Raw genomic sequence first — 26,265 nt, forward strand, 5'->3', positions numbered from 1 at the left:
TACATAAAAAAATCGGTCTGGAATTTCCAGATCGATTTTTTTATGCGTTTACAGCTGCTTACTATTCAACGATGAAAGTACCTTTCATCAAAGCATAGTGACCAGGGAAGCTGCAAATGTACGTGTAAGTTCCTTTTTTAGGAGCTGTGAATTCGATTGTATCGCTTTCTCCGCCACCAACTAATTTAGTGTGAGCGATGATACTTGCTTCTTCCGATTTAGGAATATATTCAGTTTCTCTTGCAGCAGCAGCTTTTGAAGCGAATGCAGCAATGTCAGTACCTGGTTTTAGCAAAACAAAGTTATGACCCATAGCAGCCTTAGCCAATTTACCCGAGTGGGTAAGCGTCAACTTAATTTTTTGTCCTGCTTTAACTTTCATTTCCTTAACATCATATTGCATAGCATCACTACCTTTGATTAAGATAGTTTTTACTTGCTTAACATCGCGTACTTCAGTAGTACCAAGTGATTTCGCCTGTAACGGGCTAACAGAAACCGCTCCGAAAGCCAAAACTGCGGCAAGAAGCAAGGCGCTGGACTTAATCATTTTCATAATCAGGATATGGATAAACTTTGTTTATTGAAATTTAACTGATGCAAGTTAGTATACAGAACAATAAAAAAAGAATGCATTAACATTTGTTTGGAATAAAATATCAGAAAAGAATTTTATACTGGTCCTGAACCGCACGGCCAACGCAAATTATAGACAGGACAATAATATAATGGTTCAAATCCAGCGGATGCATCGGCAAAGGAATGGACTGTGATTTTGCTGAAACAGCGAGTAAAGTCATAGCCATAACGACCCATAGAGCACTTTTTTGCCGATATGCCAGTCCCAGACAAGAAATGCATAAAGTGACAATAATACAGAACGGCTGTATTATAAGTCCTACGTATGGAACGTTGTATATAAGTATGCTTAAAAATAACGTCATGCCCAGGATAAGAGTAGATAACATTACAACTATCGTGGGATTATACTTTAATATCAAACTAAAAGAAGCTACAACCAGACAAATTGCACCTAAAGTCATTTCAGCTGCCTGTGTTATTATATGTATGAATTTCAGTTTTTCAACACCGGCAAATACCAGAAGTTCTACCGCAGCATTTATTGAAATACTTAACAAAAAAATCCCCCATAATAAACGGCTTTCTATTGTCTGAGCCTTGAAATATTTCAAAAAGACAAGCACACCTGCAATACTTAAAACCAGATTTGAAAAGATATGGGAATTCGTCAGTATATTCATGGGCAATTTTCAAGATTATCAGTAAAGCAAGTTACAAATTATAGTTTCATTTTGCTACTTCGTGCTTTTCGAGCTACTTTTACCAAAAAAACTGATTTACCAACATGAGCGTTTTAGTTAATAAAAATTCTAAGATTATAGTTCAGGGATTTACGGGTTCTGAAGGTTCTTTTCATGCCCAGCAAATGATCGAATACGGAACTAACGTAGTAGGCGGTGTTACTCCGGGCAAAGGAGGACTTTTTCACCTTGACAGACCTGTATTCAATACAGTAGAACAGTCTGTGCGTGCCACAGGCGCTGACGTGGCGATCATTTTTGTACCTCCGGCTTTTGCCGCTGATGCTATCATGGAAGCAGCTGACGCTGGTATTGGTGTAATCGTTTGTATTACCGAAGGTATCCCTACAAAGGATATGATGCAGGCGAAACAATATCTACAAGGTAAAAATGTTCGTTTGATCGGCCCTAACTGTCCAGGTGTTATTACTGCGGAAGAATGTAAAGTTGGTATCATGCCAGGTTTCATCTTCAAAAAAGGAACCGTAGGAATTGTTTCCAAATCCGGAACACTGACGTACGAAGCAGTAGATCAGCTTACACGTGCAGGTCTTGGACAAACAACTGCAATCGGTATCGGTGGTGACCCGATCATTGGTACAACTACGAAAGAAGCTGTTGAGTTATTGATGAACGATCCTGAAACAGAAGCGATTGTGATGATCGGTGAAATTGGCGGAAGTATGGAAGCTGACGCAGCGAACTACATCAAAGCAAGCGGAAACCTTAAACCTGTTGTAGGATTTATTGCTGGTAAAACTGCTCCAAAAGGTCGTCGTATGGGCCATGCGGGTGCCATTATCGGTGGAGCTGACGATACAGCGGAAGCTAAAATCCGTATCATGGAAGAGTCAGGTATTTTTGTTGCAGAATCTCCTGCACTTATCGGCGAAACCATGCTTACAGCTCTTGGAAGAAGATAATTCAAAATCAACAATATAATTTTTTTTGAAAGGGCTGGGGAAACCCCGCCCTTTCTTGTAGCAATGAAGTCCATTCATTCACTGCTTTTTCTGGTCGTTACTACGATTTTACTTTTCGCCGGGGCCAATACCCGGGGAGCTGTCAAAGCTTTGCCTCCCGAACAATTTTTCCCTGTTTACGATTATCAAAACGACTGGCTGGTTTATAGTAATCAGTACAAAAACTACGTTCCATTCTCAAAAGGAATAAATGAGGGCACCAAGTCGGTCAGTTTATATATTGATTTACTAAAAAACCGCAGATATTTTCTTCTTGTTAAAGCAGAAAATGAAAGCTATTTGTTCTTAGAAGGAGCACTTCAAAAAAAAATAGTTGCACATCAATGGCTTGAACTTAACATCGACAGCCTTTCTCGTATTTATAAAAAAGAAGAATTATTGCTTTCCATTTATGGAAATGCGGGTATTGATGATAAGGACGTGCTCATTTGCAACAAGAAATCACAGGATGCAAGCGGGGTAATTGAGAAAACAGCATCCACTTTAATCAATATAAAACCAATTAATTTTTCTCCTTTTGGAAATTTTTCCATCCTTGCCATGCTGGTCATTCTGATCCTGAATGTGTGGATTTTTAACGTCAATCCTCTTGCTTTTTCAAGGCTTATCAACCCGCTGGAACTTTTCAACAACGATCCGAGGGATCAACTTTCAAAATTAAATAAACCATACAGCAACACCGTTATATTTCTGGTCATTATTGTGTCAATGCTGATGGCATTTGTGCTGGTATTTTTTGCCAATAACAAGCTGAACCTATTTTCTGTTTCTGCAATTCTTTCGGAAGAATCAAACCTTATTCAATTTCTGGTCGATTTTTTCATGCTCTCGGCAATCTTTTTTTTGCTGACTTATGGCAAATATATTTTTATGGTTTTGGTAGGAGAAATGCTTAATCTTGATAAGCTTGTAGAAACCTTGTTCCTAAAAATAATCCAATCCTCCTACTTCTTTTATGTTGCCCTGTTTCTTCTTGTTTTTATGCTAAGTCTGAACAATGCCATCTGGCTTGTTCCGCTGCGCCCTTATATCATGTTTCCTTTCCTGATTTTTTACGTGGCAAGGTTCTTTACACTTTATGTTGTGACTAAGCCGCCGGCATCGTTTATTAATCTGTATTTATTTTCGTACCTTTGCGTCATCGAAATAATCCCGTTGATTATCGGCATAAAGTTCGCTATGTAAGTTTCAGGGATGATTTTGAAATTAAACTAATGAGAATTATACATGAGTGAGACCATCAAATTTGATCAGGATCGGCTCAAAAAGGTTACCAGTATTCTGGTAAGCCAATCAAGGCCGGCCGATGAAAATTCCCCTTATTTTGAGATAGCTAAGAAATATGGCATTAAAGTGGATTTTCGGCCATTTATCAAGATAGACGGAGTCTCTTACAAAGAGTTTCGTAAGCAAAAGATTAATATCCTGGATCACACGGCCGTGATTTTCACAAGTCGTAACGCCATTGATCATTTCTTCAGAATTTGCACAGAAGGGCGCATAGAAGTTCCGGCTACTATGAAATATTTTTGTATTTCAGAACAGACAGCAAATTATCTTCAGAAGTATATCGTTATCCGCAAACGTAAAATCTTTGCAGGAACGAAAACCGCTGTTGAATTAATTGAGCTGATCCGTAAACACAAAAAGGAAAAATTCCTTTACCCGTGTTCTGATGTACGCAAAAATGAAATTCCGGAATTCGCAGATTTAGAAGAGTTCCAGTTTACAGAAGCAACGATGTATCAAACCGTTTCCGCAGATCTTTCAGATCTCGAAGATGTTTACTACGATATTATAGCATTTTTTAGTCCATCAGGAATTAAGTCACTTTTGGACAACTTCCCGGATTTCAAACAAAATGTGACACGTATTGCAGCCTTTGGTCCTACAACGGCAAAAGCGGTTGAAGATGCAGGGTTAATTCTTGATATTCAGGCGCCTTTACCTAATGCCCCATCAATGACTGGAGCACTGGATTTGTACATCCGCAAAGCAAATAATATTTAGCATAACCTGCTTACTAAAAAGGCCGAGAAAATTTCCCGGCCTTTTTTATTATTATATCAATTTTTTTCCAGAATATGCGTTATGAAATAAACCTCTTAAGCACTCAAGTGTTCTTTAACCTAATCCATACGCATGACCTTGACGTTTATCTATCGTAATACTGAATGGGGCTATATATTTGGGATATTATTACTAACAATATCTTTCGGAGCGTTTGCACAAACGGATGCTCAATTCAGCCTTTTTTCTTTAAATCAGCTTTATCTTAATCCTGCGGCAGCAGGTGCAGACGGGTTGACCAAATTCCAGCTTACACACCGTACGCAGTATGTCGGCTATCAGGGTACGAATAATGACGAAGGAGGGGCTCTTTCAACGCAGCTTTTTTCTTTCAGCATGCCTGTAAAGAATTTTGGAATTGGTTTTTATGCCCTAAACGACAAGACGGGGCCACGCACCAATCAGGATTTTAAATTATCTGCTTCTTATCATTTTCCGCTTGCAGGTGGAAATTTGCATGTTGGAGCTAGTGCAGGACTATTCAGACAATCAATCGATTACAGTAAACTTCGGGCACGTGATCCGGATGATCCTTTAATACAGACCGGAACTGTTTCTGAAATGAATCCTGATTTCTCTGTGGGTGTACGTTATACAAGCGATGCATTTTATGTAGGCGCATCATTAAATCATTTATTGGAACCGAAATACAAACTTGGATCCGCAACAGCAACAAATCCTTTACCAAAAACAGTTTATCTTAATGCAGGTGTTAACATTGAGTTGGGTTACTTACTTGATGTTCAGCCCATTGTTTTGGTAAAATCAGATATCACCACAGTTTCTGTGGAAGGAGGAGCTACCGTGACATATAATAAAAAGTACTGGGCCGGAGCAACTTACAGACAACAGGATACCTATTTTATCATCATGGGTGGAATTTATTTATTGTCTGATCAATCTCTGAGATTATCCGGTGCCTATGATTTGGTTATTGGTGGAAATAAAGCAAAATCACCATCTTCTTTTGAAGTAATGTTATCCTATGCCCTACCTTCTCCTAAATTTGGTAAGAAAACAATAATCAGGACTCCACGATTCAGATTCTGATTTTTGAGGCAAATATGAGTACTTGGCAAAATCATCAATATGTACAATCAAAAAGCAAAACATTGCTATTTGATCAAAAAAAGGGCATTTAATTTCTTATATTTTTAATGATGGCCCCGGGTACATGTCATTCAGTTTGCAAAACTTTGATTTATATTTGTAAAATTTTCAAGTGTTATACCAACGACATGCGTTCTTACGTTAAGTCGAATAAATGATTCGGGTAAAATCAGATAGGCTTTTCCTTTTCAGCTTTCTCATTCATTTTTAGTGGTTCGTTACTTTTGTTTTTATTTTAAGTATACTATATATTAATCGGTTGACGTTTTTAGGCTAACATTTATTATTTCAAATATCAAAAACCACTATGAATGTTAAAGTGATCTATCGGGATGGAGTCAAAAGTTTGCTTTTGATAGTTGCTCTTATGCTGATGCAAAGTTGCGGGTTTATCAAAAATAAATTTGGCAAGGGAGGAAAAGAAGACGTCGGCATCGCGAATGGCGAAATCACCGCAACGGCGCGTAAAGGGTTCAAACAAACAACACCGGCAGGTATGGTTATGATACCGTCAGGTTCGTTTACAATGGGGCAGGCTGATGAAGATATTGCAGCTTCGATGAATAATATGAACCGTCGCGTAACGATCAGTTCTTTCTTCATGGACGACACCGAGATTACGAACAACGAATATCGTCAATTCGTGAATGCACTTCTTGTTGACTCTGTTTCCGTACTGGGAGAAGAAGAGATTATGACTAAATACTATCCGGATACTACGGCATGGAAAAAAGATTTTGCTTATTCCAACGGAGATCCTTTTGTTGAATATTACTATCAGCATCCTGGCTTCGATACTTATCCTGTTGTAGGAGTTAGCTGGTTGGGCGCTCAGTATTTTGCAAAATGGCGTACAAATCTTTATCACGATTACCAAAATAAAGAAGGTCAGTTCAATTCAACTGCTTTCCGGTTACCTAGCGAAGCAGAATGGGAATGGGCAGCACGTGGTGGACGCGCAGTGGCAAAATATCCATGGGGAAATCCATATACAATGAATACCAAAGGTTGCTTCCTGGCAAACTTTAAACCACAGCGTGGAAATTACGATGCCGATGGATATCCTTATACGGCTCCTGCAAATGCCTACAATCCAAATGATTTTGGTTTATATAATATGGCTGGAAACGTAGCGGAATGGACACTTGATGCATTTACCGACAACGCAACTGCAATTGTTTGGGATATGAACCCAAGATATGACAATCCTGACGAGCCTCGTAAAGTTGTAAAAGGCGGATCATGGAAGGATGTTGCTTATTTCCTTCAAACCGGAACACGTACCTATGAGTACGAAACTGAACGCAGAGCCTTTATCGGTTTCCGTTGCGTGATGGATAATGTTAATGGTCGTGCGGGTGGACGTTCCCGTCGCTAAGAAATTTACGCAAAGAAGTAGCAGCGTTTTGTGACACTGCTCCCTTCTTTGCGTCATCATTTTATAAATACAACAAATTTTAATATCACTATTCACTATAATTTATTTCAATTCGTATGGCTAAGAGTAACGGATCTAGTTTTTTATGGGACAAACTAGTACCAACAATTTACAGCGCAGGTGCTGCAGTTGTTATTATGGGAGCTTTATTTAAAATTCAGCATTGGGATGGAGGAAGTGAAATGCTTACATTAGGTCTTGGGACAGAAGTTGGTATTTTCTTATTATATGCATTGCAAACAATAACGCAATCAACAAATTCTGATCCGGACTGGACACGTGTCTATCCTGAACTTGCTGAAGATTATAACGGACCGGCGATCACTCGCGGCGGTTCATCGGCTGGAAGCGGCATTACTGCCAAACTGGATACTATGCTTGACAACGCCAAAATATCTCCTGACGTTTTTGATAGCCTGGGAAAAGGATTCAAAAACCTTTCTGATACCGTTGGTAAAATCACTGATTTGACGGATGCAACAGTTGCAACAAATGATTACGCCAAAAACGTGAAATCTGCATCCCTTGCTATGAACGATATGAACAAGTCATACGGTGTTGCTATTACAGCAATGACTTCTATGGCCGATGCTACGAAAGATGCTCAATCATACCGTGACCAGTTTCAGCAGATTACTAAAAACATGGGTGCTTTGAATGCTGTTTATGAACTTGAACTTCAGGATACAACAAAACACCTTAAAGCGATGAATGCTTTCTACGGTAACCTTACGGCTGCTATGGAAAATATGGCTGATGCAACCAAAGAATCACAAGTGTTTAAAAATGAGATGTCAAAACTGACAACTAATATTTCTTCACTTAACGGTATTTATGGTAATATGTTAACTGCCATGCGTGGTGGTAACGCATAATATCAACCGGGCAAACAGTGTTGTAAACCCTAACAGGATCTTATTATTGTTTGTTATCTTAACTATTTAATCACTGATAACTGATTACTGAATAATATGGCAGGTGGAAAAGAAACACCCCGTCAGAAGATGATTGGAATGATGTATCTGGTTCTTACAGCAATGCTCGCATTGCAGGTAAGCTCAGCGATTATCGAAAAATTCGTCCTACTGAACAATTCTTTGGAACTATCTTCGGGAGCAGCCAATAAAATAAACCAGGAAACCGTACTAAAAATAAAAGCAGCAGTTGAAAAGTCGGGCAGCCGTGCAGCGGATGTTGCAGTATTAAAGCAGGCTGATGACGTACGGAAATCTTCGGCTGACATTATAAATGAAATTAATACGCTTAAACAAGAAATCATTACAAGTGCCGGTGGCGGATTAAACGAGCAAGGTGGTATCAAAAATCCTTCCGAAGAAGCCAAAGTTGGTGAGTTAATGATTGGAGGAAAGAAAAATGGTAAAGCGTATAAGCTAAAACAAGATCTTAATGCTTTTACAGACCGTTTGAGTTCAATGAATCCTACCAAGTTCCAGTCAATCGCGATGGACGGTAAGGAAGATCCTGTTACTAAAACAAGTGTTGATCAAAGAAATAAAGATTTTGCTGAACTGAACTTTGCTGAAACTCCTGTTGCTGCTGCATTAGCAGTTTTGAGCCAGAAGCAAACTGATATCCGCAGAATGGAAAGTGAAGTGTTGAGCTACCTTGCAAGTAAAGTAGGTGCTGCTGACATTAAATTTGACAGAATTCTTGCCATGATCAGCGCAGATGCTAAAACAGTTGTAGCAGGTACTAAATTCAAAGGAGATATGTTTATCGCTGCTTCGGCAAGTGGTATCACACCTCGTATGAGTTTGAACGGTGGCGGTGTTAAAGTTGAAAATGGTGTTGGTAAAATTGAGTTCACTGCACAAGGCGGTGGCTATAATGCAGAAGGTATTGCACGTCGTGAATTAACAGGAGCAATCTCCTTCCCTACTCCATCCGGTCGTGATACAACGGTTAACCTGAAACAGGAATATTTCGTAGTAAAACCTACTTATCAGATTGAAACAGGTACTTTGCCTCCTTTATATCTGGGTTGTGCAAATAAACTAAGTATTCAAAGTCCTGCGTTAGGCGCTCTTTGGGCTCCAAGTTTTACAACAGACGGTGGAGAGATTATTAACAGTGGACAAAAAGGTAAATTCACTATTGTTCCTAACAGAGCTCAGTTGACTTTAACAGTAAGCAACCAGGGAAGTGTTTTGGGAACTGATGGTTTCCGTGTAAGACTTGTACCGAAACCAACGCTTGAAATTCGTGTTAATGGAAGTCCTCTTGATGAGCGTCGTGGTATCGCTGCAAGCGCTGCACGTAGCATTCAGGTTGTAGCATTGGCAGATGAAAGCTTTAAAACTTTCTCTCCTGAAGATGCACGTTTCCGCGTTTCTTCGATTCAGATCTCTCTTGCAAGAGGAGCAAGACGTATCGGAAGTCCGATCAGCTTAGGTGGTGGTGGATCAATTTCTTCTTTGGCACAACAAGCAGAACCTGGTGATCGTTATGTGATTGAAGTATTAAAAGTAGAACGTCAGAATTTTAAAGGAAGCGTTAGCGAAGTTGAAATGGGTCAGGTTATCAGAACTGTTTCACTTAATTAACAACAGGCACTTGCTGATTGGATAAGATAAAAATATAAGCAATGAGAAGAATGAACGGAAAAACAATTGCATGGTCAATATTGTCCCTAACAATGGGATCTACCATGGTATTTGCTCAGGAGAAGGAAGACTCTACCGCGAATCAATTTTCGTCACATCCAATCAGTGAGGGTGATGTGATGATGAAAAGAACATTGTGGAGAAGAGTTGATCTTAAAGAGAAACAAAACTCTTCCATGTTCTCTAAAAATAATGAGATCACAAGATATTTATTGGAAGCAGCAAAAGCAGGTCTTATTGATGCTTACACGAACGATTCTTGTACGACCAAATTATCAAGTGACCTGATCCATAAAAAGATGCTAATTCCGAATCAGACAGCTGGTCTGTCTGCCGAAGAAATCGCTGCTGGTTTTGGAAAACCTGCTGCTGACGCTGGTGGATGGGATGATAAAGCTAAGGTAGACTCTAAGAAAACCGAAACAACAGCCAAGGCTGATGACGGATGGGGAGCCCCTGCGAAAAAAACGGCTGCCGAAGATGATGGTTGGGGAGCACCTAAACCAAAAAAATCAACTAAAAAAGGAGCAAAAGGTAAAGCCATAAAAGAAGAACTTCCTGTTGTTGCGGCTGTTCCGGTTGATACTTTTCAGGTAGCAGCTACGATGGCAACAGAAGAAGAGTTTTTCCCTGATCAGATCAATTTGATGGAAGTTAAGGAAGACTGGACTTTTGATAAAAAACGTTCTCGTTTGTACATGGACATCCAGGCTATCACGCTTTTGATTCCATCCGATATGAATGCTGCAACAGGTCTTGAATTACCAATCGCTTCGTTCCGTTACAAAGATGTTGAACGTCTTTTCAGAAGTGATCCTAAAAAATATATCTGGTATAACACCAAGAATACAGCACAAAATAAAAACCTTGCTGATGCCTTTGATTTACGTTTGTTCTACGGTCGCATCACAAAGTATTCAAATGCCTCTGATAAGTCATTTATTGACATTTACAAAGGAGATAAGGAAGCTCTTATTAAATCTCTTAACTACGAACAAGAGTTAATGGAACTTGAACACGGTCTTTGGGAATATTAATCCAAACCGCTCTAAAATAAGAAAGCGAAGGTACCGGAAGGTGCTTTCGCTTTTTTTCGTTGTAGGATATCAGATTACAATTGGATGGATCAAATTAATCCTACAATTCAAAATAGCTTACAGCGTACTAAAAAGGCACAATAATCCTAGCTCGAATCATATAATCCTAGGGTAAATAATTATGGCATAGACAAAAAATAATCCCTGCCACTTTACGCGACAGGGATTCAATAAATTAAAAATCATAGGAATTTATTTCTTCTTATATAAACTTACCTTTTTGACACTTACATCTGTCAATCCCAATGCTTTGATCGTAGCATCATAACTGCTCCAATTGATATCAGATGATAATCTCGCGCCTGTATCAGGAATTAAAACAACTCTGATATCATCGAAACTTCTTGATGGTGCAGTTGTAGCACCATCAGAGTTTCCGGTAGTGAAAATGTCAACAAAAAATGTTCCGCTATCCACGCCATGTACAAAAGTAAAGCCACTTACTTTACTGTTTGCAAACTGAACATTGCCAGGAAGAGGCCACCAAACTCCTAATGATTTTGCATAAACCAAAACCGCAACACCAGTGTCATAAAAGCTTTGCTCATCAGCGGTTAAAGCTGTATCAAGAGCAAACGACAGATCTCCCCCCGTTCCTGTTCCTGTTATTGCACCCGTGTTTAAAATAATTGCTGACGAACCACCAGTACCTGCTGCTCCCGTAGCACCCGTGGCTCCGGCAGCGCCTGTGGCACCAGCTGGACCTGCCGGACCTACTGCTCCGTCATCACCTTTACAACCTGCAAGGAAAACAACAAAACAAACACATATTACCATTAATAATTTTTTGAACATAATCGTAAAGTTTAAGAATGAATATTGAAAAGTAAGAGATTAAATTAATGATTTGGATTTAATAGCTTATACGCGCCTTTTAAGGAAAATGATGAGGCATAATGAATAAATTTTCTATTCCTCTGTTTTTTTATTGAGTGATTCTATTCCTGCTTCAACCGGTTTATAAGAAGAATACTCGTCAATACTATTTTTATTCGTTTCCGGCAATTGCATGTCAATGTTCCAATTCATTGTCGCGGCTAACTGGAACATCATTAATTGCACCTGGTTTGTTGCAATGCGTGGAAGATCACTCTGAAGTGCCTTTTCGTTCATCGTTTGTTTTGCCTCATTTAAAATTGAGGTATAGTCGTCACTTTGAAAACGATTTAACCAGCCCTGTTCAATATCGTAAAATTTATAATCCGTGTCCATAGAAAGGACTTCCGGTTCGGGAAAATAATCAATGACAATTTTCCTATTGACCCCTTCCACATGAAAACGTAGTTTACCAAAATCATATCCGACGAGTACTTTCGCTTTTGCTATTACCAGCGCTTTTTTCTTGTCCTTAATCAGATTCCAGAAATTTTTGTCGTGTTGATAATTGTAAATTTCTGTAAAATAACCCTCTGCCATGACAACCTTAAAAACTTTTTCTATTCTTTCAAGTAAAACGGTGGCTTCCCGTTGTGGCTCGGATTTTAGTTTGTGCCTCCCCGACCAGAAATAATAGGCACCCGCACCGAGTGCACCGCCTAAAAAAACAGATAATATAAAGAAAAGTAGTGTGCTCATTTCCATGATGTGTATTTTTGTGTTTACTAAAATCACATAAAAAGTCCAGAATGCCAAATAGCCAGGTAAAATACCTGATCATCATCGCAGGCCCCACAGCAGTAGGTAAAACCGAACTTGCAATCCGGCTCGCCAAGACGTTAAAAACGGAAATTATTTCCGCTGATTCACGTCAGATTTTTCGGGAATTATCAATAGGAACAGCCAAACCTTCCGAGGAAGAATTGAAGGAAGTTCCACATCACTTTATCAATTCTCATTCCATTAGTGAACAATATAGTGCCGGAGATTTTGAACGTGATGCATTGAAATTATTAGACACATTATTTCAAGATCATGATTTTGTGGTTATGACGGGCGGTTCGGGTCTTTATATAAAAGCAGTTTCAGAAGGTTTGGACGCTTTGCCTGCGCCCAAGGAAGGGCTTCGGGAATTGTTAACGGATCGTTTGTTAAAAGAAGGATTGGAAAAGTTACAGGAAGAAATTAAAAACCTGGATCCTGATTTTGCCGCAACGAAGGAAATTTTCAATCCTCAGCGGGTTGTACGTGCCCTGGAAGTTTTCCATACTACCGGCATTCCGATATCTCAATATCAGCAGAAAAACCTGAACAAACGGCCTTTCAAACAAATACTGATTGCATTGGATCGCGATAGAACTGAACTCTATCATCGGATTGACAGCAGAATGGATCAAATGCTCAACCAGGGATTGGTGGAAGAGGCAAAAAGTGTAATTGAATTTCGTGACAGTCATGCACTTCAAACCGTAGGGTATAAAGAAGTCTACGGTTGTCTGGATGGCCTATACAATGCGAAAGAAATGGAGCGGCTTTTGAAACAAAATTCAAGAAGATACGCAAAAAGGCAGCTAACCTGGTTCCGCCATCAGGGTGATTTCAAGTGGTTCAAACCCGAAGAATTCGATAAAATCCTGGATTATGTAAATTCAGAATCTGGTTTAAATAAAAATAGCTGGCTGTTTTAAAAACAACCAGCTAATCATTGAGTTGAGCATATTAAGCTTCTTCTTCCAATTCACGGTAGGCAAGAATTCCACCGATCACATTACGTACATTCGTGAAACCACGGGATTCCAGGAATGCCTGTGCTTTTCCGCTTCTAGCGCCTGAGCGACAGTGAATGATTATCTCTTCGTCTTTCAAAGGTTCAAGTTCGTCCAGATGATCCGGTAATTCCGCAAGAGGAATTAGTGTAGCACCCAAATTGTCTTCTTCATATTCATGCTCTTCGCGAACATCGTAAAAATTCAAAGCTTCTCCTTTATCTAAACGTTCCTTTAATTCTTCAACTTTAATATCCATGATAATCAAATTATAAATGTTATTACCCTCATTTTACTATCAACATTTTTTGTACGAAAGATCGTTTCCCATCCGACGCTTTAAATATATACATACCATCCGGTAATTCATTAACAGATGCCGACCGGCTTTCACTTTCTGCTGCGATGGTCTTTACTAAAACGCCCTGAATTGAATAAATATCTACCTTTCTGATCCAGTTTTCATTCCAGCCAATAATTCCTTTACTTGGGTTTGGAAAAAAATAAGCACTTTTGTCCGTAACGGGTTCAGTACCTGTAACAGTCTCACCAACACTTCCGCCCATGTAAGGTCTAATGATAACGCTGCCTTTCAAAGATGTTTCCTGCACCCACTGCGTACCCAGATTGTAAAAAACATTACTATTCCCAAGCATCGAATTACGATCATATCCCAAACTCAGAGGCTGCTCATCTACCTGGATCCAGCCGACATAAAATGTATCTTTCAAAGCAACCGGCGAAGCAAAAGCATATTGAATTAAACTGTCACGAGACGAGGCGTACTGCGCTGCAACAGCCCTTTGAGCCAAAACCTGATCCGGCTTTCCATTTTTGTTACTCAATATCTGAATGGTAAAAGACTGCCCGGCAATATTTTGGTTAAACGGCACAATAGACATTCTAACTCCTTTTAATGTATCAGGTTGAGCCAGTGCGAATCGTACAGCCACACGTCCCAGTCGCTGATTTATCTGTACACCATATTCTGCGCTTCCATCATCATAAGCATAATAATCACTCAAATTTGTCCTGGCACTGATGGTATCATTTCTTCTAAGATTGACCGATGGAATGGTAGGATTCTGATCGTCCGTGGTGATCAGTTCTAATTTGTATTTCAATTTCACAGACTTGATTGATTTATCAACCGGAATCGGAGAAACGGCCATTCTTTTACGCTGCGTTTTTTCACCGCCAATAAAAACGGCTGATGTAGCATTGAGGTTCGTAAATTCCTTACCGGAAATCTCGTCTTTAACCGTAAAATTGAACGTTGTAAAATTGAAGTTATTAAACAGATTGATAATGTCTGTACCAACAGAATCTGTCGTAGCCAATGCCGGATTTGCCCGGTATTGTTTGATTGGCATTGCTGTATATTTTTTCAAAAAGGGAGTCAAAGGTGTTCTGACAGCAATATCTTTTATAAAACGGTCGGTAACAGACCTTCCTTTATTTAAATACAAATAATCCAGGTGCCAGGTATCATAAGGTCCGGAAAGCCGGCCGTAAGTTCTGAACCTAAACTGGAAATTGCTATGAAAAAAAACAGGATTTGTAACCGCAATAAATTGTCTTGTAAAAAGTGAGTCAAATAACGGACCGGTTGTTGACCACATAGAAACCCATTGCTGGTCCTGCCCAAGAAATTCCAAACGTAATGTATCATCATCGTCTGGCAATTCCCCCAAGCCTTTTGCCAGCCAGTAGAAACTCAGATATACAGAATCAGAAGGAATCGTACCTGCCAGATTTATCGGTTGGGAAGTAAGCGTATCAGTATGTCCCTGCGATAATTGGTTCACATAATTATAAGGAACACCATTGGCATTCAGTCCGTCAAAAGTGGCCATATTCACAGAAGGCTGCGTGGTGGCCAAAGTATTATTGATATAAACACCACTTCCGGGAAGCCAGAAAGTGGAATCCGGATGTGAAGTGGCTGTTGTAGAAAAATCATCAAAAAATGGTAAACTCAACGCCTGGATTCTGGCTGATGCGCTAGACTTTACCTCACTCTTATTACTTTGACTTTTACCAATCGGAACCAGTTTAAGTTGCGCATATACACTATTAGTCTGACTGGAAATCAGAATGAATAGTGTCAAAAACAAAAATCTGTCAATTCCTGATAAAACGTTTTTACGGTTGTGTGTTGTCTTCATTTGGGGCATTTGGTTCAACACCTGCCGGGATAACCCACAGATCAATTACATCGCCGATTCGAACTTTATTTCCTGATTCAGGATTTTGTTTTACAACGCTTCCGGGAATTTGCCCTTCTTCCATCGCAACCTGCATTACCTGACCAACTTTTAATCCTGCACCGACAATCTGGATTTTGGCTTCATCCAAAGGCATTCCGATAACAGAGGGTAACTCAAACTGGGCAGAACCTAAACCTTCGCCAAGTTCCAGATCAATTTTAGACCCTTTCGCGATTGGTTGACCCGGTAAAATTTCAACACCTTTGTACATTTGTCTCAAAACGGCATTTTGCGCCATATCCGGAACATAGGAAATTGTACCTTCTTCCAAACCTAAACTTTTAAGCTGCATCTGCGCACTTCTGTGCGTCATGTCCGTCAGCTTTGGCATTTTTATCAATGGAGCCGTTAGCGAAACGACCGTTACATATATTTTCCGCCCTTCCTTAACCTTTGCTCCCGGTTTAGGATATTGTTGAATTACAGTCAATGGAGGCAAATTGGGCACATAAGTAGAATCTACCTCAAAACGTAAATCCCTGCTATCCAGAAATTCTTCCAATTCACTTAGATTTTTCTTGCGAAGATCTGGCACCGTTATGGCCTCTCCGTGGTTGGTGGTAAAAGGCAGATAAATAAAGAAAAAGCCGAGAAAAAATACCAGTATAAGTGATACTACAATGCCAATGTGTATGAAAAGATCCTTGCGGGATTGGGTGCTAATTTTTGCCATGGACGTACATGCTGCGGGTAATTTCTAAAAATGGTAAAAATAGAAGGAATAATTCAAGATGCAAATTACTTACATCGTATAAGATCCAAGAATTCGTTTGATATATTTTCCAAGAATATCAAATTCAAGATTTACGGTGTCTCCTTCCTGCAATTGGTGGAAATTAGTAAAATTATAAGTATAAGGTATAATCGCAACGCGAAATGAGTTTTCTTCCGAATTAAAAACGGTAAGACTTACGCCATTCACACAAATCGATCCCTTTTCAACCGTCATATTCCCAAGCGTCACATCATACTGAAAATCAAATAACCAGCTTCCGTCTCTTTCTTCAATGCGTGTACAAATCGCGGTTTGATCCACATGTCCCTGCACAATATGACCATCGAATCTGCCATTTGCAGGCATACATCTTTCAAGATTTGCTTTGCTGCCTTCCTTCAAACTTCCAAGATTGGTTTTGTTCAAAGTTTCTTCAATCGCAGTAACCTGATAGGTATCTTCTTTCAGCGAAACTACGGTAAGGCAAACACCGTTATGGTTTAAACTTTGGTCTATTTTCAATTCAGGAGCCAGACTCGAACGTAATGTGAAAGTTTTGTTAGTACCTTCTGTTTCGACTTTTAATACTTCTCCAATGGTTTCTACAATTCCTGTAAACATTCTGCTTAAAAAAATGAATTGGTTTATCCCGTAAATGTACAACTTCTTTGCTGACCTTTTTGTTGCTCAAACTCCAACTATGGTTATTTACTTCGTATAAATCTTTTCAATACCATATAGTTTACGAACTTTGCGACAGCGAAAAGGCAGCCGCCATTTTTTCTGCTTTGAAGTTTGTTTAAAACCTTTGATTTTTTGTATCCTTTTTAAATGAAAAAAGTATTATTTATTGATCGTGACGGAACGATCATCGTTGAGCCGCCAACGGATTTTCAGGTTGACTCCCTTGAAAAACTTGAATTTCTTCCAAAAGCGATTTCAAATCTTCGCAAAATAGCCGAAGAAACTGATTATGAACTGGTAATGGTAACCAATCAGGATGGTTTGGGGACCAAATCCTTTCCGGAAGATACATTTTGGGCCGCACACAATAAAATGCTTCAGATTCTTGAAGGAGAAAATATACATTTTACAACGGTTCATATCGACAGAAGTTTTCCTGAGGACAATCTACCAACCAGAAAACCGGGAACTGGTATGCTGACTTCTTATTTTTCAGAAGACTACGATCTTGAAAACAGTTATGTAATTGGAGATCGCCTGACTGACGTTCAATTGGCGGTAAATCTTAAATCAAAAGCCATTTTGTTGAAAAATGAGCTTCCAAAAGAAGATGTTACGGCTGAAATGAATAAGGCAGTTTCCTATATCTCTATGGATTGGGATGCGATTTATGAGCATTTGAAATTACCATCCAGAACGGCCAGCGTGCAACGTAATACCAAAGAAACCCAGATACACATCGAATTAAATCTTGATGGAAGCGGGCGATCTGATATTCATACCGGTTTGGGATTTTATGACCATATGCTGGACCAATTGGCAAGACATTCAGGTGCCGATCTGACAATTCAGGTAGAAGGCGATTTGCACATCGACGAACATCATACCATTGAAGATACTGCGCTTGCACTGGGCGAAGCATACAGAATAGCGATTGGCGACAAACGCGGAATAAGCCGGTACGGATTTTTACTACCTATGGATGAGGCTCTTGCACAAGTTGCAATTGATTTTTCAGGCCGTCCCTGGCTTGTTTGGGATGCTGAATTTAAAAGAGAAAAAATTGGAGAAATGCCGACGGAAATGTTTTATCACTTTTTTAAATCGTTTTCCGACACCTCTTTATCAAATATTAACATAAAAGTGGAAGGCCATAACGAACACCATAAAATTGAATCAATCTTTAAAGGTTTTGCCAAAGCAATAAAAATGGCCGTTCGCCGTGACCTGAAAGCGCTTGATTTTATGCCATCTACCAAAGGTGTTTTATAATTTTTTGAAGTGACAAGTCGGTCGTTGACATTTTTTGCATATTTTTGTTCTATTCAATCAAGACCTAATCAGATATTATTATGTTCATGACGATTGTAATGATAACTTTCTATGTAGTTCTTTTAGGCTCAGCCTTTTTGGTTGGACGCTGGTTAGAGAACCACGAGAAAAGTTACAAGTCTTAATATAAAAGGGGTGTTTGAAACATCCCTTTTTTTTATGCCCTTTAATTGCCGCTTATACAAAAAGTAAGAATTTATAAAATAAAAGAAACCATTTTTAGTTTTCTTTACGTTGTCCAGCATATAACAGCATTCTAATCGTCGCCTTATTTTGTTCAAAAAGCTTTGCCTTTTACTGTTAACGGTCTTCCTAATCTGTAAAGCCACAGATGTAGCAAGTATTCTGTTGGCTAATGACAAAGCAAAAGTAGTTTGCATTGATGGTACTTGCGACAATGAAAATACTGAACTAGAAAAGACAATGGATGACGATCAGATCCTGATTCCGAATCTGATTACTTTTAATAAAATTACGGTTTCGATTCTTCTCAAAACCGCCTTCTCTTACACCATCGCGTGTGAAAACGAGATTTACAAGAATCTCTTGTCTCCTCCACCCGAGTTATCCTGATTTATTTCATCGGTATTATTGAATGACATTTGCTTGTCAGGCACGATCGTTTCAATATTTTTATTGATCTGATTGATCGTCTGTTATGCTGTCATCTTTTACATTTTTTTTAACGATAAATAATTAGAATAATGATTAAGTCATATAATAAGCTTTTCACAAACAATCAAAAGTGGGTAGAGGAAAGAACAACAGAAAATCCTAATTTCTTTAATGATCTGGCAGAAAGACAATCTCCTCAGTTTTTATGGATTGGCTGCTCAGATAGTCGTGTTCCAGCCAATGAGATTACCGGAACTATGCCGGGCGATATTTTCGTACACAGAAATATCGCCAATATGGTAATTCACACCGATATCAGTATGTTGAGCGTTTTGGATTATGCAGTTAATGTGCTTGAAGTAAAACATATCATTGTTTGCGGACATTACGGATGTGGGGGCGTTAATACCGCCATGGGAAACAAACAGGTTGGCTTAATTGACAACTGGCTTCGTCATATAAAAGACGTTTATCGCCTGCATCAGGATGAACTTAACGCCATTAAAGATCCTGCAAAAAGAAGCGACAGACTTGTAGAACTTAATGTTCAGGAACAGGTTTATGACCTTACAAAAACATCAATCGTGCAGAATGCATGGGCGAACGGGAAAGCGCTTCAGGTTCACGGCCTGGTTTACGATATCAAAAACGGTTATCTGCAAGATCTTAATATCACCGCTGACAACACTGCAGAAATCGAAGATTTCTACAAACTTGATATCACAGAACAGACAATAAGCTAATCACTGGCAACCGTAATTTTCCTCTTGAACCATTCCTATGTCGACTAATAAAAAAAATCTGTTCTCAAACCTCAAATTCGATTTCCCATCGGGATTGGTCGTCTATCTGGTTGCATTGCCGCTTTGTCTTGGCGTTGCACTAGCTTCAACCGGCAGGCCCGATCTATTATTTTCAGGAATTATTTCCGGTGTTGTGGGAGGAATCGTTGTTGGTTTTCTGAGTGGCTCTGCGCTTGGTGTTTCCGGTCCTGCCGCCGGATTGGTCGTAATTGTCTTAACCGCTATTGAAACACTGGGAAGTTTCGAAGCCTTTTTGCTCGCCGTCGTAATTGCCGGAGCTATCCAGCTCCTGGCAGGTTTTATGAATGCGGGAATTATCGGTTATTACTTTCCTTCATCGGTCATCAAAGGAATGCTCGCGGCTATTGGTATCACATTAATTTTAAAAGAAATACCACACGCATTTGGTTACGATGCTGATTTCATGGGCGACGAAGCATTCAGTCAGAAAGACGGGCAGAATACGTTGACGGAAGTTTATAACGCTATCAGGTATAGCAGCGCAGGAGCCATTATCATCTCCATTGTTTCTCTGGGATTGTTGTTGTTTTTTGACAAACCGTTTATGAAGAGAATTGAGCTTTTCAAATTTCTACCAGGAGCATTGTTTGTTGTTTTGACGGGTATACTTCTCAACTCTTTATTTTTGAATTTCTACCCACAAATTGCGATGGGTGGAGATCATCTAGTACAGTTGCCGGTTGCTTCCAGTGCATCTGAATTTTTAAGCTTTTTCAAAACACCTGATTTCAGCGCATTCAACAGGGTTGAGGTTTATACTGTTGCGGTTACATTGGCCATTGTAGCAAGTTTGGAATCACTCTTATCAGTTGAAGCGACGGATAAACTGGATCCTTACAAAAGGAACACGCCGGCAAATCGTGAATTGAAAGCACAGGGAATTGGAAATATGGTCGCTGGTCTATTGGGTGGCTTACCAATTACACAAGTTATTGTAAGAAGTTCTGCCAATATAGAATCAGGCGGGCGGACGAAAATGGGAACGATTATTCATGGCTCTATTTTGCTTCTTTCTGCAATATTTATCCCTAAATATTTGAATTATATCCCTTTGGCTTCGCTGGCCGCGATATTGCTTCTTGTAGGTTATAAACTTTCAAAGTTTTCGCTTTACAAAGGCATGTATAAATTAGGGAAAGAACAATTTCTACCCTTTATCGTAACAGTAATCGCCATTTTGAGTACGGATTTATTGAAAGGGATTGCCATAGGAATGGTGGTTGCGATTTACTTTATTTTAAGAAAAAATTACAAACACTCGTATCACTACAAAAAGGAAGAATACAAGGATGGAGACGTAATAACGATTGTTTTATCAGAAGAAGTAACCTTTTTAAACAAGGGAAGTATTGGTCTTACGTTGGATCATCTGCCAGAAAACTCCAAAGTGATCATTGATGGCACAAAATCGTTGAATATTGATTATGATGTGCTGGAAATAATTCAGGAATTTAAGGAACATTCCGCGCCTGCGAAAAATATCAAAGTGGAGACTATCGGTATAGACAGTGTGGCTGCCGTTGGAGGACATTAAGATTTTGACTCGATAATAAACAAGAATCCCCATAACAGATTTTGTCAGTTATGGGGATTTTTGCTAAAAACTGTTATACTTTTATTCGTTTGGTTTTCCTTGTCTCTGTTTCAATCGCTGAATCAACATATCATTGAATGTTCGTTCTGCTTTATATAGCTCAATAACCTGGCTCGCCGAAATCACTTTTAAGAACCGGTTTTGATATTCTTTTTCAAGGTCAAGTTCTTTTTGTTTAAGTTCCTGTACTTCTTTCAAATTATTTAAAACCTGCTCATCCGTTTTCCCCTCTGCCTTTTTATCGTTTATAATTTTACGCTGCGCACGGTGTATTTCTCTTCTTTTCTGAGAATATTCATTATAAACCGGCCAGAAACCAGTCGATTGCTCTGGCGTTAAATTAAGCCTGTTTGTAATAATTGCAATTTTGGCATCCTGAATACGCTGCATTTCTTCTCCCGATGGACGTTGTGCCCAGGCCATAGCCGTAGAGAAAAGGGTAAAAAGCACTATCAGAGTTATTCCCTTAACGTTGTTTTTAATTTTTGGTGCGTTCATTTTGTCAGGTCAATAAATGTCAAATTTTCTCCGAACCGGAACCGGTTTCAAGGATTTGCTGACGAAGAAATTCTTCGTCCATACCGTCCAGATAATTCAAAACAGTTGAATCTGTGTCAAAAGCTTTTTGAATTACCTGATGCTCGCTAAGATCATAATAACTGATATTCTGATCTTCCAGATAACTTACTATCGAGGCATCGCTGATTTTACTAAGCGGCTCCTGCCCCAACGAACCCTGGCGTTCCGGAAATGTAACCCAAACCATTACCAGTAAAAAGCTCATCGCAGCAACCAGTCCGGCAGACCTTTGCCAGCTCCATCGAATCAACGGCTTGCGAACAACTTCATTTGGAATCCTCGACTGAATGAGTTGGGGTAGATTTTCAAAATAGCCATCAGGTACCGAAAAAGGCGTTTCCTTTTTCAGATCGTCCAACCGTATGTGCTTTTTGTCCATGACTATACGTGTTTCTTTATCTTACTTATCTTTGACTTATTCACTTACAAATGGTTTAATCTGTTTCGTTTAAAAAGTCTTCTATTTTTTTTACCGCCCAGTGATAAGATGCTTTTAAAGCACCAACCGATGTTCCGGTAATTTCAGAAATCTCTTCATAGGGTAGCTCTTCGAAGTATTTAAGGTTAAATACCAGCCGCTGCTTTTCTGGTAATTTCAATAAAGCCTTTTGAAGTTTTAATTGAATGGCATCTCCGCTTACCAAAGGATCTGCTTCAAGTTTTTCACTCAATTCACTTTCAACATCATAAATTGAGACAAAAAACCGTTTACGTTTTTTGTTCAAAAAGTTGATGGCTTCATTACTGGCAATGCGATATAACCAGGTATAAAGTTTGGAATCACCTCTGAAATTTTCCAGCGCTGTCCACGCTTTTATAAATACATCCTGTGTGATATCATTCGAATCGTCGTGATCAACGACCATTTTGCGCACCAGCCAATACACCTTTTGCTGATACTTACGCACCAGTTGGTTGAACGCATTTCTCCGCGTTTCGGGGTTCTGAAATAATGCTAATAATTCTTCGTCAGACATTTAATACTCAGTCCTAGTCTGATTGTTAGATAAAAGGGCTAAATCCTAATGATTTTTACCTTTTCAAAATACAATGGTGGTTATTGAATCTTCACTAAGAATCAATAATAGTTTATTTTTTTGTTCAGGGCAAATAAAATTCGAGTCTTGTACATAAGAAGAAAGTTATCTTACTTATATACAAGACTCAAAGGCACTCCAGTTCCAATGGCTACTTTAATTTACCTCCGGCAACTTGTTATTTTTTCTTGGCAATGGCGCGTTTTGCAGCTGCAACAATGTCAGCAGCAGTCAAACCGTATTTTTCCATTAATTGAGCAGGTGTTCCACTTTCTCCGAAACTGTCATTAACGGCAACATATTCCTGAGGAACAAGATCGTTTTTCACAATAACCTGTGCAATACTGTCTCCCAATCCACCAATACGGTTATGCTCTTCGGCAGAAACAGCGCAACGTGTTTTAGCAATTGATTTCAGAATTGCTTCTTCGTCAAGTGGTTTGATTGTATGGATATTGATAATTTCAGCACTGATACCCTCTGCTTCCAGTTGCTCACCAGCCTGGATTGCTTCCCAAACCATATGGCCTGTTGCGAAGATACTAACGTCCGTTCCTTCACTTACCATCCACGCTTTCCCGATTTCAAAAACCTGGTCAGCAGGTGTAAAAATTGGAATAACAGGACGACCAAAACGTAAATAAACCGGTCCTTCATAATCAGCAATAGCCAACGTTGCAGCTTTTGTCTGGTTATAATCACAAGGATTGATTACCGTCATACCAGGAAGCATTTTCATCATCCCGATATCTTCAAGGATCTGGTGTGTTGCACCATCTTCTCCCAAAGTAAGACCCGCGTGAGAAGCACATATTTTTACGTTTTTGCCTGAATAAGCAACGCTTTGACGGATCTGGTCATAAACACGGCCAGTAGCGAAGTTGGCAAAAGTAGTTGCAAAAGGAATTTTACCACCGATAGTCAACCCAGCAGAAACGCTGATCATGTTTGCCTCAGAGATACCGCACTGAACAAATCTTTCAGGATTTTCTTTGATGAAAGCTTCCAGTTTCAAAGAACCAACAAGGTCAGCACAAAGTGCAACCACGTTTGGATTTTTCTGTCCAAGTTCATGCATCCCGGCGCCAAAGCCCGAACGGGTATCTTTTTTTTCGGTGAAGGTGTATTTTTTCATTATTTGTATCGATGTAATGTCTAAAATTATTTTTTTGCTATTTGTTCTAATTTACTCAGGAAATAAGCGGCACTTGGGCAGTTTGGATGGTTGGCTGCGTTTTGGACAGAAAAACCATACTTAATCATTCTTGCCGTAAAAATATCCTTTACTCCTATTCCACGACCTTGCATTTGAATAAAAATGCTTTTTAATGTATTAAATGGGACGCTTTCCTCTTCTGGTTTATCAAAGTAAAACTCTTCCTTCAATAAATGACTCAAAGTTAAACTGTCAGCCAAAAACCATGACTCAATTTTTCTAACTGCTACTATTATTAATCGATTCTCATCACTGGTTATTCGATTTTTAGTCAATGTAATACAAGCATCTTCATCCAGATCAGTAAGAATTATTATTTTCTCTGCCTCTTTGGCTTTATATAATTCCAAGGATTCCCGAAGATTTTCGGGCAACAAATTTCCGCTGCCTTTAGCGTCCAAAACTGGCCTCAAACATTCAATTCCCAAATTGGTCAAATACTGTTGGAAATTTCCAGATTCAATAACTTTTCTTTCAGTTTTACCCTCACAAATGAAACCAACTCTTACCATGGAAGACCCGCTCCAAGAGCATTTGTAAGCCATGCTTCATCAGCATTAAGGCCATAAAATGCCCCCTTTTCCAATTGCTTGATCTGGGTTTTTCCATCAATCTTATTTACCAAAATCATCTCGTCCTCTTTCAAATGGCGAACCAATGTTTGAGAATGCGTATTTAGCCAGATAATATGACCGTTGTCTTCACATTTGCTCCGAAACATTTCTACTAACACTTCGATAGCATATGGACTTAAACCATTTTCTGGTTCTTCAATACATAAGAATTGAGGCTCATCTGATTGAAAAACAGCTGTCAAAAGACATATAATATTATATGTTCCATCGGAAATTAGATTCTTTGTAAATGGTTTTTTTGAATCAACTTCGTATATCAAAAGTGAATCTGTTCCTCCAATATTGTCAGAATGAATTTCAACTTTTTCAAATCCGGGAATCAGTAATTGTAAATACTCTGTGATTTCTTCTCGTTTGTTTTCATCTGAAAGAAGACGTTTCAAAACTTTTTCCAGATTTGTACAGGCTAGATTCAATCTTGATTCACCATCAAGTTTCACTTTTAAATAATTATACTTCCCAATAAAAATTCTTGAAATCTTGTTTATCAGTTCAAAAGAGATTTTTTTTTGTTGTGAATTAAGATACTCCTTAACATCTTTCGATCCAGGGAGAGAGTTTACCTTTACACCAGAGATGTAATCTTCATCATCAATAGAAATACTATACTCAATATCAAAAGCTTCAATTGAAATCTCCGGCAAAGACGATTTACCAAATGTCATTACTGATGTAATGCCACCAAATAAATCCACCAAATTGGGAGTTTTTGAATAAGATACAAACTCCAAAGCCTCAAAAATATTCGACTTCCCTACCCCATTTGCCCCAACAAAAACTGTAAAGGGATTTGGTTCGACGATTTCGAGATCGACGAGGGATTTAAAATTCTTGATATGGAGCTTCTTTATTTTCACTTTATCGTCATAACTTTTTTATTATTTTCAATCGACAAAAACAGTATTGAGATCTACTACTAACTCCGGAAAAACAAAAGAAGTCATCTTTTCTCCCTCTGTAAAGGGACGCTTGCCGATATATTTCCCCTGCTCATTCAATGTGTAAACCAATACAATTTTATCAGCAGGCTCAACCAGCCAGTATTCTCTTACGCCCGCCTCTTCATACACTTGAAATTTGTCAAACATTTCCTTCTTCGTATTTCCAGGAGACAAAATCTCAATAATAACATCCGGCGCTCCGATACAGCCGCGATCATCCAATTTTGAAGCATCGCAAATAATACAAATATCAGGCTGCACTACTGTTATTATTTCATCATCTCCGCTTTTGTTACGACGGGGTAAACGTACATCAAACGGCGCGGTATACCATTGGCAGGGCAGATCAAGCAGGTATTTATCTATTTGTCTTCCCAGATTGCGCGAGATATCCTGATGACGACGGGCAGGTGCGGGAGACATTTTGTGAATATACCCTTTGATCAGTTCCAGACGTTCCTGAAATTTCCATTGCAGATAATCTGCATAGGTGTATTGCCGGGAAAAATCTAGTTGATCTATGCTTGTCATCTTTCA

Annotated in this window: 28 protein-coding genes; 13 read left to right on the forward strand and 15 right to left on the reverse strand. The window is 39.1% G+C overall.

Annotated elements, in window-relative coordinates:
- Positions 1-61: 61 nt before the first annotated feature.
- Complete coding sequence (azu, locus tag FZF08_RS19700) at positions 62-556, reverse strand: azurin (RefSeq protein ID WP_159471975.1); 495 nt, start codon at positions 554-556, stop codon at positions 62-64.
- Between the two features lie 103 nt (positions 557-659).
- Positions 660-1,262, reverse strand: a complete 603-nt coding sequence (locus FZF08_RS19705) for a hypothetical protein (protein WP_159471978.1) — start codon at positions 1,260-1,262, stop codon at positions 660-662.
- 104 nt (positions 1,263-1,366) lie between these two features.
- Between FZF08_RS19705 and sucD the strand changes: the two genes are divergently transcribed.
- The 8 genes from sucD to gldN all read left to right on the forward strand — a co-directional run bounded on the left by sucD (position 1,367) and on the right by gldN (position 10,584).
- Positions 1,367-2,245, forward strand: coding sequence for a succinate--CoA ligase subunit alpha (gene sucD / locus FZF08_RS19710; RefSeq protein WP_159471981.1), 879 nt, complete (start codon positions 1,367-1,369; stop codon positions 2,243-2,245).
- A 63-nt stretch (positions 2,246-2,308) separates the two neighbouring features.
- Complete coding sequence (locus FZF08_RS19715; RefSeq protein WP_159471984.1) at positions 2,309-3,490, forward strand: DUF4271 domain-containing protein; 1,182 nt, start codon at positions 2,309-2,311, stop codon at positions 3,488-3,490.
- 42 nt (positions 3,491-3,532) lie between these two features.
- On the forward strand, positions 3,533-4,315 hold the full coding sequence (locus tag FZF08_RS19720; protein ID WP_159471987.1) for a uroporphyrinogen-III synthase: 783 nt from the start codon (positions 3,533-3,535) through the stop codon (positions 4,313-4,315).
- Positions 4,316-4,447: 132 nt separating this feature from the next.
- The gene (locus tag FZF08_RS19725) at positions 4,448-5,425 is read left to right on the forward strand and encodes a type IX secretion system membrane protein PorP/SprF (RefSeq protein WP_159471990.1); all 978 of its coding nucleotides are present in this window, start codon (positions 4,448-4,450) and stop codon (positions 5,423-5,425) included.
- A gap of 367 nt (positions 5,426-5,792) precedes the next feature.
- Entirely contained in the window at positions 5,793-6,863 is a 1,071-nt protein-coding gene (locus tag FZF08_RS19730; RefSeq protein ID WP_159472009.1) for an SUMF1/EgtB/PvdO family nonheme iron enzyme, read from the forward strand.
- Positions 6,864-6,979: 116 nt separating this feature from the next.
- Positions 6,980-7,798 (forward strand): gliding motility protein GldL, encoded by an 819-nt coding sequence (gldL, locus tag FZF08_RS19735; protein WP_159472012.1) that lies wholly within the window; start codon positions 6,980-6,982, stop codon positions 7,796-7,798.
- Between the two features lie 96 nt (positions 7,799-7,894).
- Positions 7,895-9,487 (forward strand): gliding motility protein GldM, encoded by a 1,593-nt coding sequence (gldM, locus tag FZF08_RS19740; protein WP_159472015.1) that lies wholly within the window; start codon positions 7,895-7,897, stop codon positions 9,485-9,487.
- Between the two features lie 50 nt (positions 9,488-9,537).
- A complete protein-coding gene (gldN, locus tag FZF08_RS19745) occupies positions 9,538-10,584 on the forward strand; it encodes a gliding motility protein GldN (RefSeq protein WP_159472788.1) in 1,047 nt (348 codons plus the stop codon).
- Positions 10,585-10,836: 252 nt separating this feature from the next.
- Here gldN and FZF08_RS19750 read toward each other — a convergent pair whose 3' ends face one another.
- Entirely contained in the window at positions 10,837-11,439 is a 603-nt protein-coding gene (locus tag FZF08_RS19750) for a hypothetical protein (RefSeq protein ID WP_200837134.1), read from the reverse strand.
- Between the two features lie 114 nt (positions 11,440-11,553).
- Positions 11,554-12,219: a DUF4230 domain-containing protein gene (locus FZF08_RS19755; RefSeq protein WP_310590610.1), complete on the reverse strand. Its 666-nt coding sequence runs from the start codon at positions 12,217-12,219 to the stop codon at positions 11,554-11,556.
- A 50-nt stretch (positions 12,220-12,269) separates the two neighbouring features.
- Between FZF08_RS19755 and miaA the strand changes: the two genes are divergently transcribed.
- Positions 12,270-13,208: a tRNA (adenosine(37)-N6)-dimethylallyltransferase MiaA gene (gene miaA, locus FZF08_RS19760; RefSeq protein WP_159472021.1), complete on the forward strand. Its 939-nt coding sequence runs from the start codon at positions 12,270-12,272 to the stop codon at positions 13,206-13,208.
- Positions 13,209-13,239: 31 nt separating this feature from the next.
- On the opposite strand, the gene FZF08_RS19765 is transcribed toward miaA, so the two are convergent.
- The 4 genes from FZF08_RS19765 to FZF08_RS19780 all read right to left on the reverse strand — a co-directional run bounded on the left by FZF08_RS19765 (position 13,240) and on the right by FZF08_RS19780 (position 16,892).
- The gene (locus FZF08_RS19765; protein WP_137340428.1) at positions 13,240-13,545 is read right to left on the reverse strand and encodes a rhodanese-like domain-containing protein; all 306 of its coding nucleotides are present in this window, start codon (positions 13,543-13,545) and stop codon (positions 13,240-13,242) included.
- A gap of 28 nt (positions 13,546-13,573) precedes the next feature.
- The gene (locus tag FZF08_RS19770; RefSeq protein WP_159472024.1) at positions 13,574-15,454 is read right to left on the reverse strand and encodes a T9SS type A sorting domain-containing protein; all 1,881 of its coding nucleotides are present in this window, start codon (positions 15,452-15,454) and stop codon (positions 13,574-13,576) included.
- Complete coding sequence (locus FZF08_RS19775) at positions 15,432-16,229, reverse strand: PASTA domain-containing protein (protein WP_159472027.1); 798 nt, start codon at positions 16,227-16,229, stop codon at positions 15,432-15,434. The genes FZF08_RS19770 and FZF08_RS19775 overlap by 23 nt, the downstream gene beginning before the upstream one ends.
- Positions 16,230-16,298: 69 nt before the next feature.
- A complete protein-coding gene (locus FZF08_RS19780; RefSeq protein WP_159472030.1) occupies positions 16,299-16,892 on the reverse strand; it encodes a riboflavin synthase in 594 nt (197 codons plus the stop codon).
- A 210-nt stretch (positions 16,893-17,102) separates the two neighbouring features.
- Between FZF08_RS19780 and hisB the strand changes: the two genes are divergently transcribed.
- The 4 genes from hisB to FZF08_RS19800 all read left to right on the forward strand — a co-directional run bounded on the left by hisB (position 17,103) and on the right by FZF08_RS19800 (position 21,260).
- Positions 17,103-18,227 (forward strand): bifunctional histidinol-phosphatase/imidazoleglycerol-phosphate dehydratase HisB, encoded by a 1,125-nt coding sequence (hisB, locus tag FZF08_RS19785; protein ID WP_159472033.1) that lies wholly within the window; start codon positions 17,103-17,105, stop codon positions 18,225-18,227.
- A gap of 333 nt (positions 18,228-18,560) precedes the next feature.
- On the forward strand, positions 18,561-18,860 hold the full coding sequence (locus FZF08_RS19790) for a hypothetical protein (RefSeq protein WP_159472037.1): 300 nt from the start codon (positions 18,561-18,563) through the stop codon (positions 18,858-18,860).
- Positions 18,861-18,991: 131 nt separating this feature from the next.
- Positions 18,992-19,645: a carbonate dehydratase gene (can, locus tag FZF08_RS19795; protein ID WP_159472040.1), complete on the forward strand. Its 654-nt coding sequence runs from the start codon at positions 18,992-18,994 to the stop codon at positions 19,643-19,645.
- A gap of 37 nt (positions 19,646-19,682) precedes the next feature.
- Entirely contained in the window at positions 19,683-21,260 is a 1,578-nt protein-coding gene (locus tag FZF08_RS19800) for a SulP family inorganic anion transporter (protein WP_159472043.1), read from the forward strand.
- 81 nt (positions 21,261-21,341) lie between these two features.
- Here the strand turns inward: FZF08_RS19800 and FZF08_RS19805 are convergent, their stop codons facing one another.
- The 7 genes from FZF08_RS19805 to FZF08_RS19835 form a co-directional block, all read right to left on the reverse strand.
- Positions 21,342-21,818: a hypothetical protein gene (locus FZF08_RS19805; protein ID WP_229216610.1), complete on the reverse strand. Its 477-nt coding sequence runs from the start codon at positions 21,816-21,818 to the stop codon at positions 21,342-21,344.
- Between the two features lie 19 nt (positions 21,819-21,837).
- Positions 21,838-22,278 (reverse strand): hypothetical protein, encoded by a 441-nt coding sequence (locus tag FZF08_RS19810; protein WP_159472046.1) that lies wholly within the window; start codon positions 22,276-22,278, stop codon positions 21,838-21,840.
- Between the two features lie 55 nt (positions 22,279-22,333).
- Entirely contained in the window at positions 22,334-22,876 is a 543-nt protein-coding gene (locus FZF08_RS19815; protein WP_159472049.1) for an RNA polymerase sigma factor, read from the reverse strand.
- A gap of 238 nt (positions 22,877-23,114) precedes the next feature.
- On the reverse strand, positions 23,115-24,071 hold the full coding sequence (locus FZF08_RS19820) for a transketolase family protein (protein WP_159472052.1): 957 nt from the start codon (positions 24,069-24,071) through the stop codon (positions 23,115-23,117).
- A 26-nt stretch (positions 24,072-24,097) separates the two neighbouring features.
- A complete protein-coding gene (locus FZF08_RS19825) occupies positions 24,098-24,664 on the reverse strand; it encodes a hypothetical protein (protein ID WP_159472055.1) in 567 nt (188 codons plus the stop codon).
- The gene (locus tag FZF08_RS19830; protein WP_159472058.1) at positions 24,658-25,644 is read right to left on the reverse strand and encodes an AAA family ATPase; all 987 of its coding nucleotides are present in this window, start codon (positions 25,642-25,644) and stop codon (positions 24,658-24,660) included. The genes FZF08_RS19825 and FZF08_RS19830 overlap by 7 nt, the downstream gene beginning before the upstream one ends.
- Before the next feature lie 27 nt (positions 25,645-25,671).
- Positions 25,672-26,259 carry a Uma2 family endonuclease gene (locus tag FZF08_RS19835; protein ID WP_159472061.1) on the reverse strand — a complete coding sequence of 196 codons (588 nt, stop codon included), beginning with the start codon at positions 26,257-26,259 and terminating at the stop codon, positions 25,672-25,674.
- Positions 26,260-26,265: the final 6 nt, after the last annotated feature.

Origin of the sequence: Dyadobacter sp. 3J3, assembly GCF_009801115.1 — a bacterium.
GTDB lineage: Bacteria > Bacteroidota > Bacteroidia > Cytophagales > Spirosomataceae > Dyadobacter.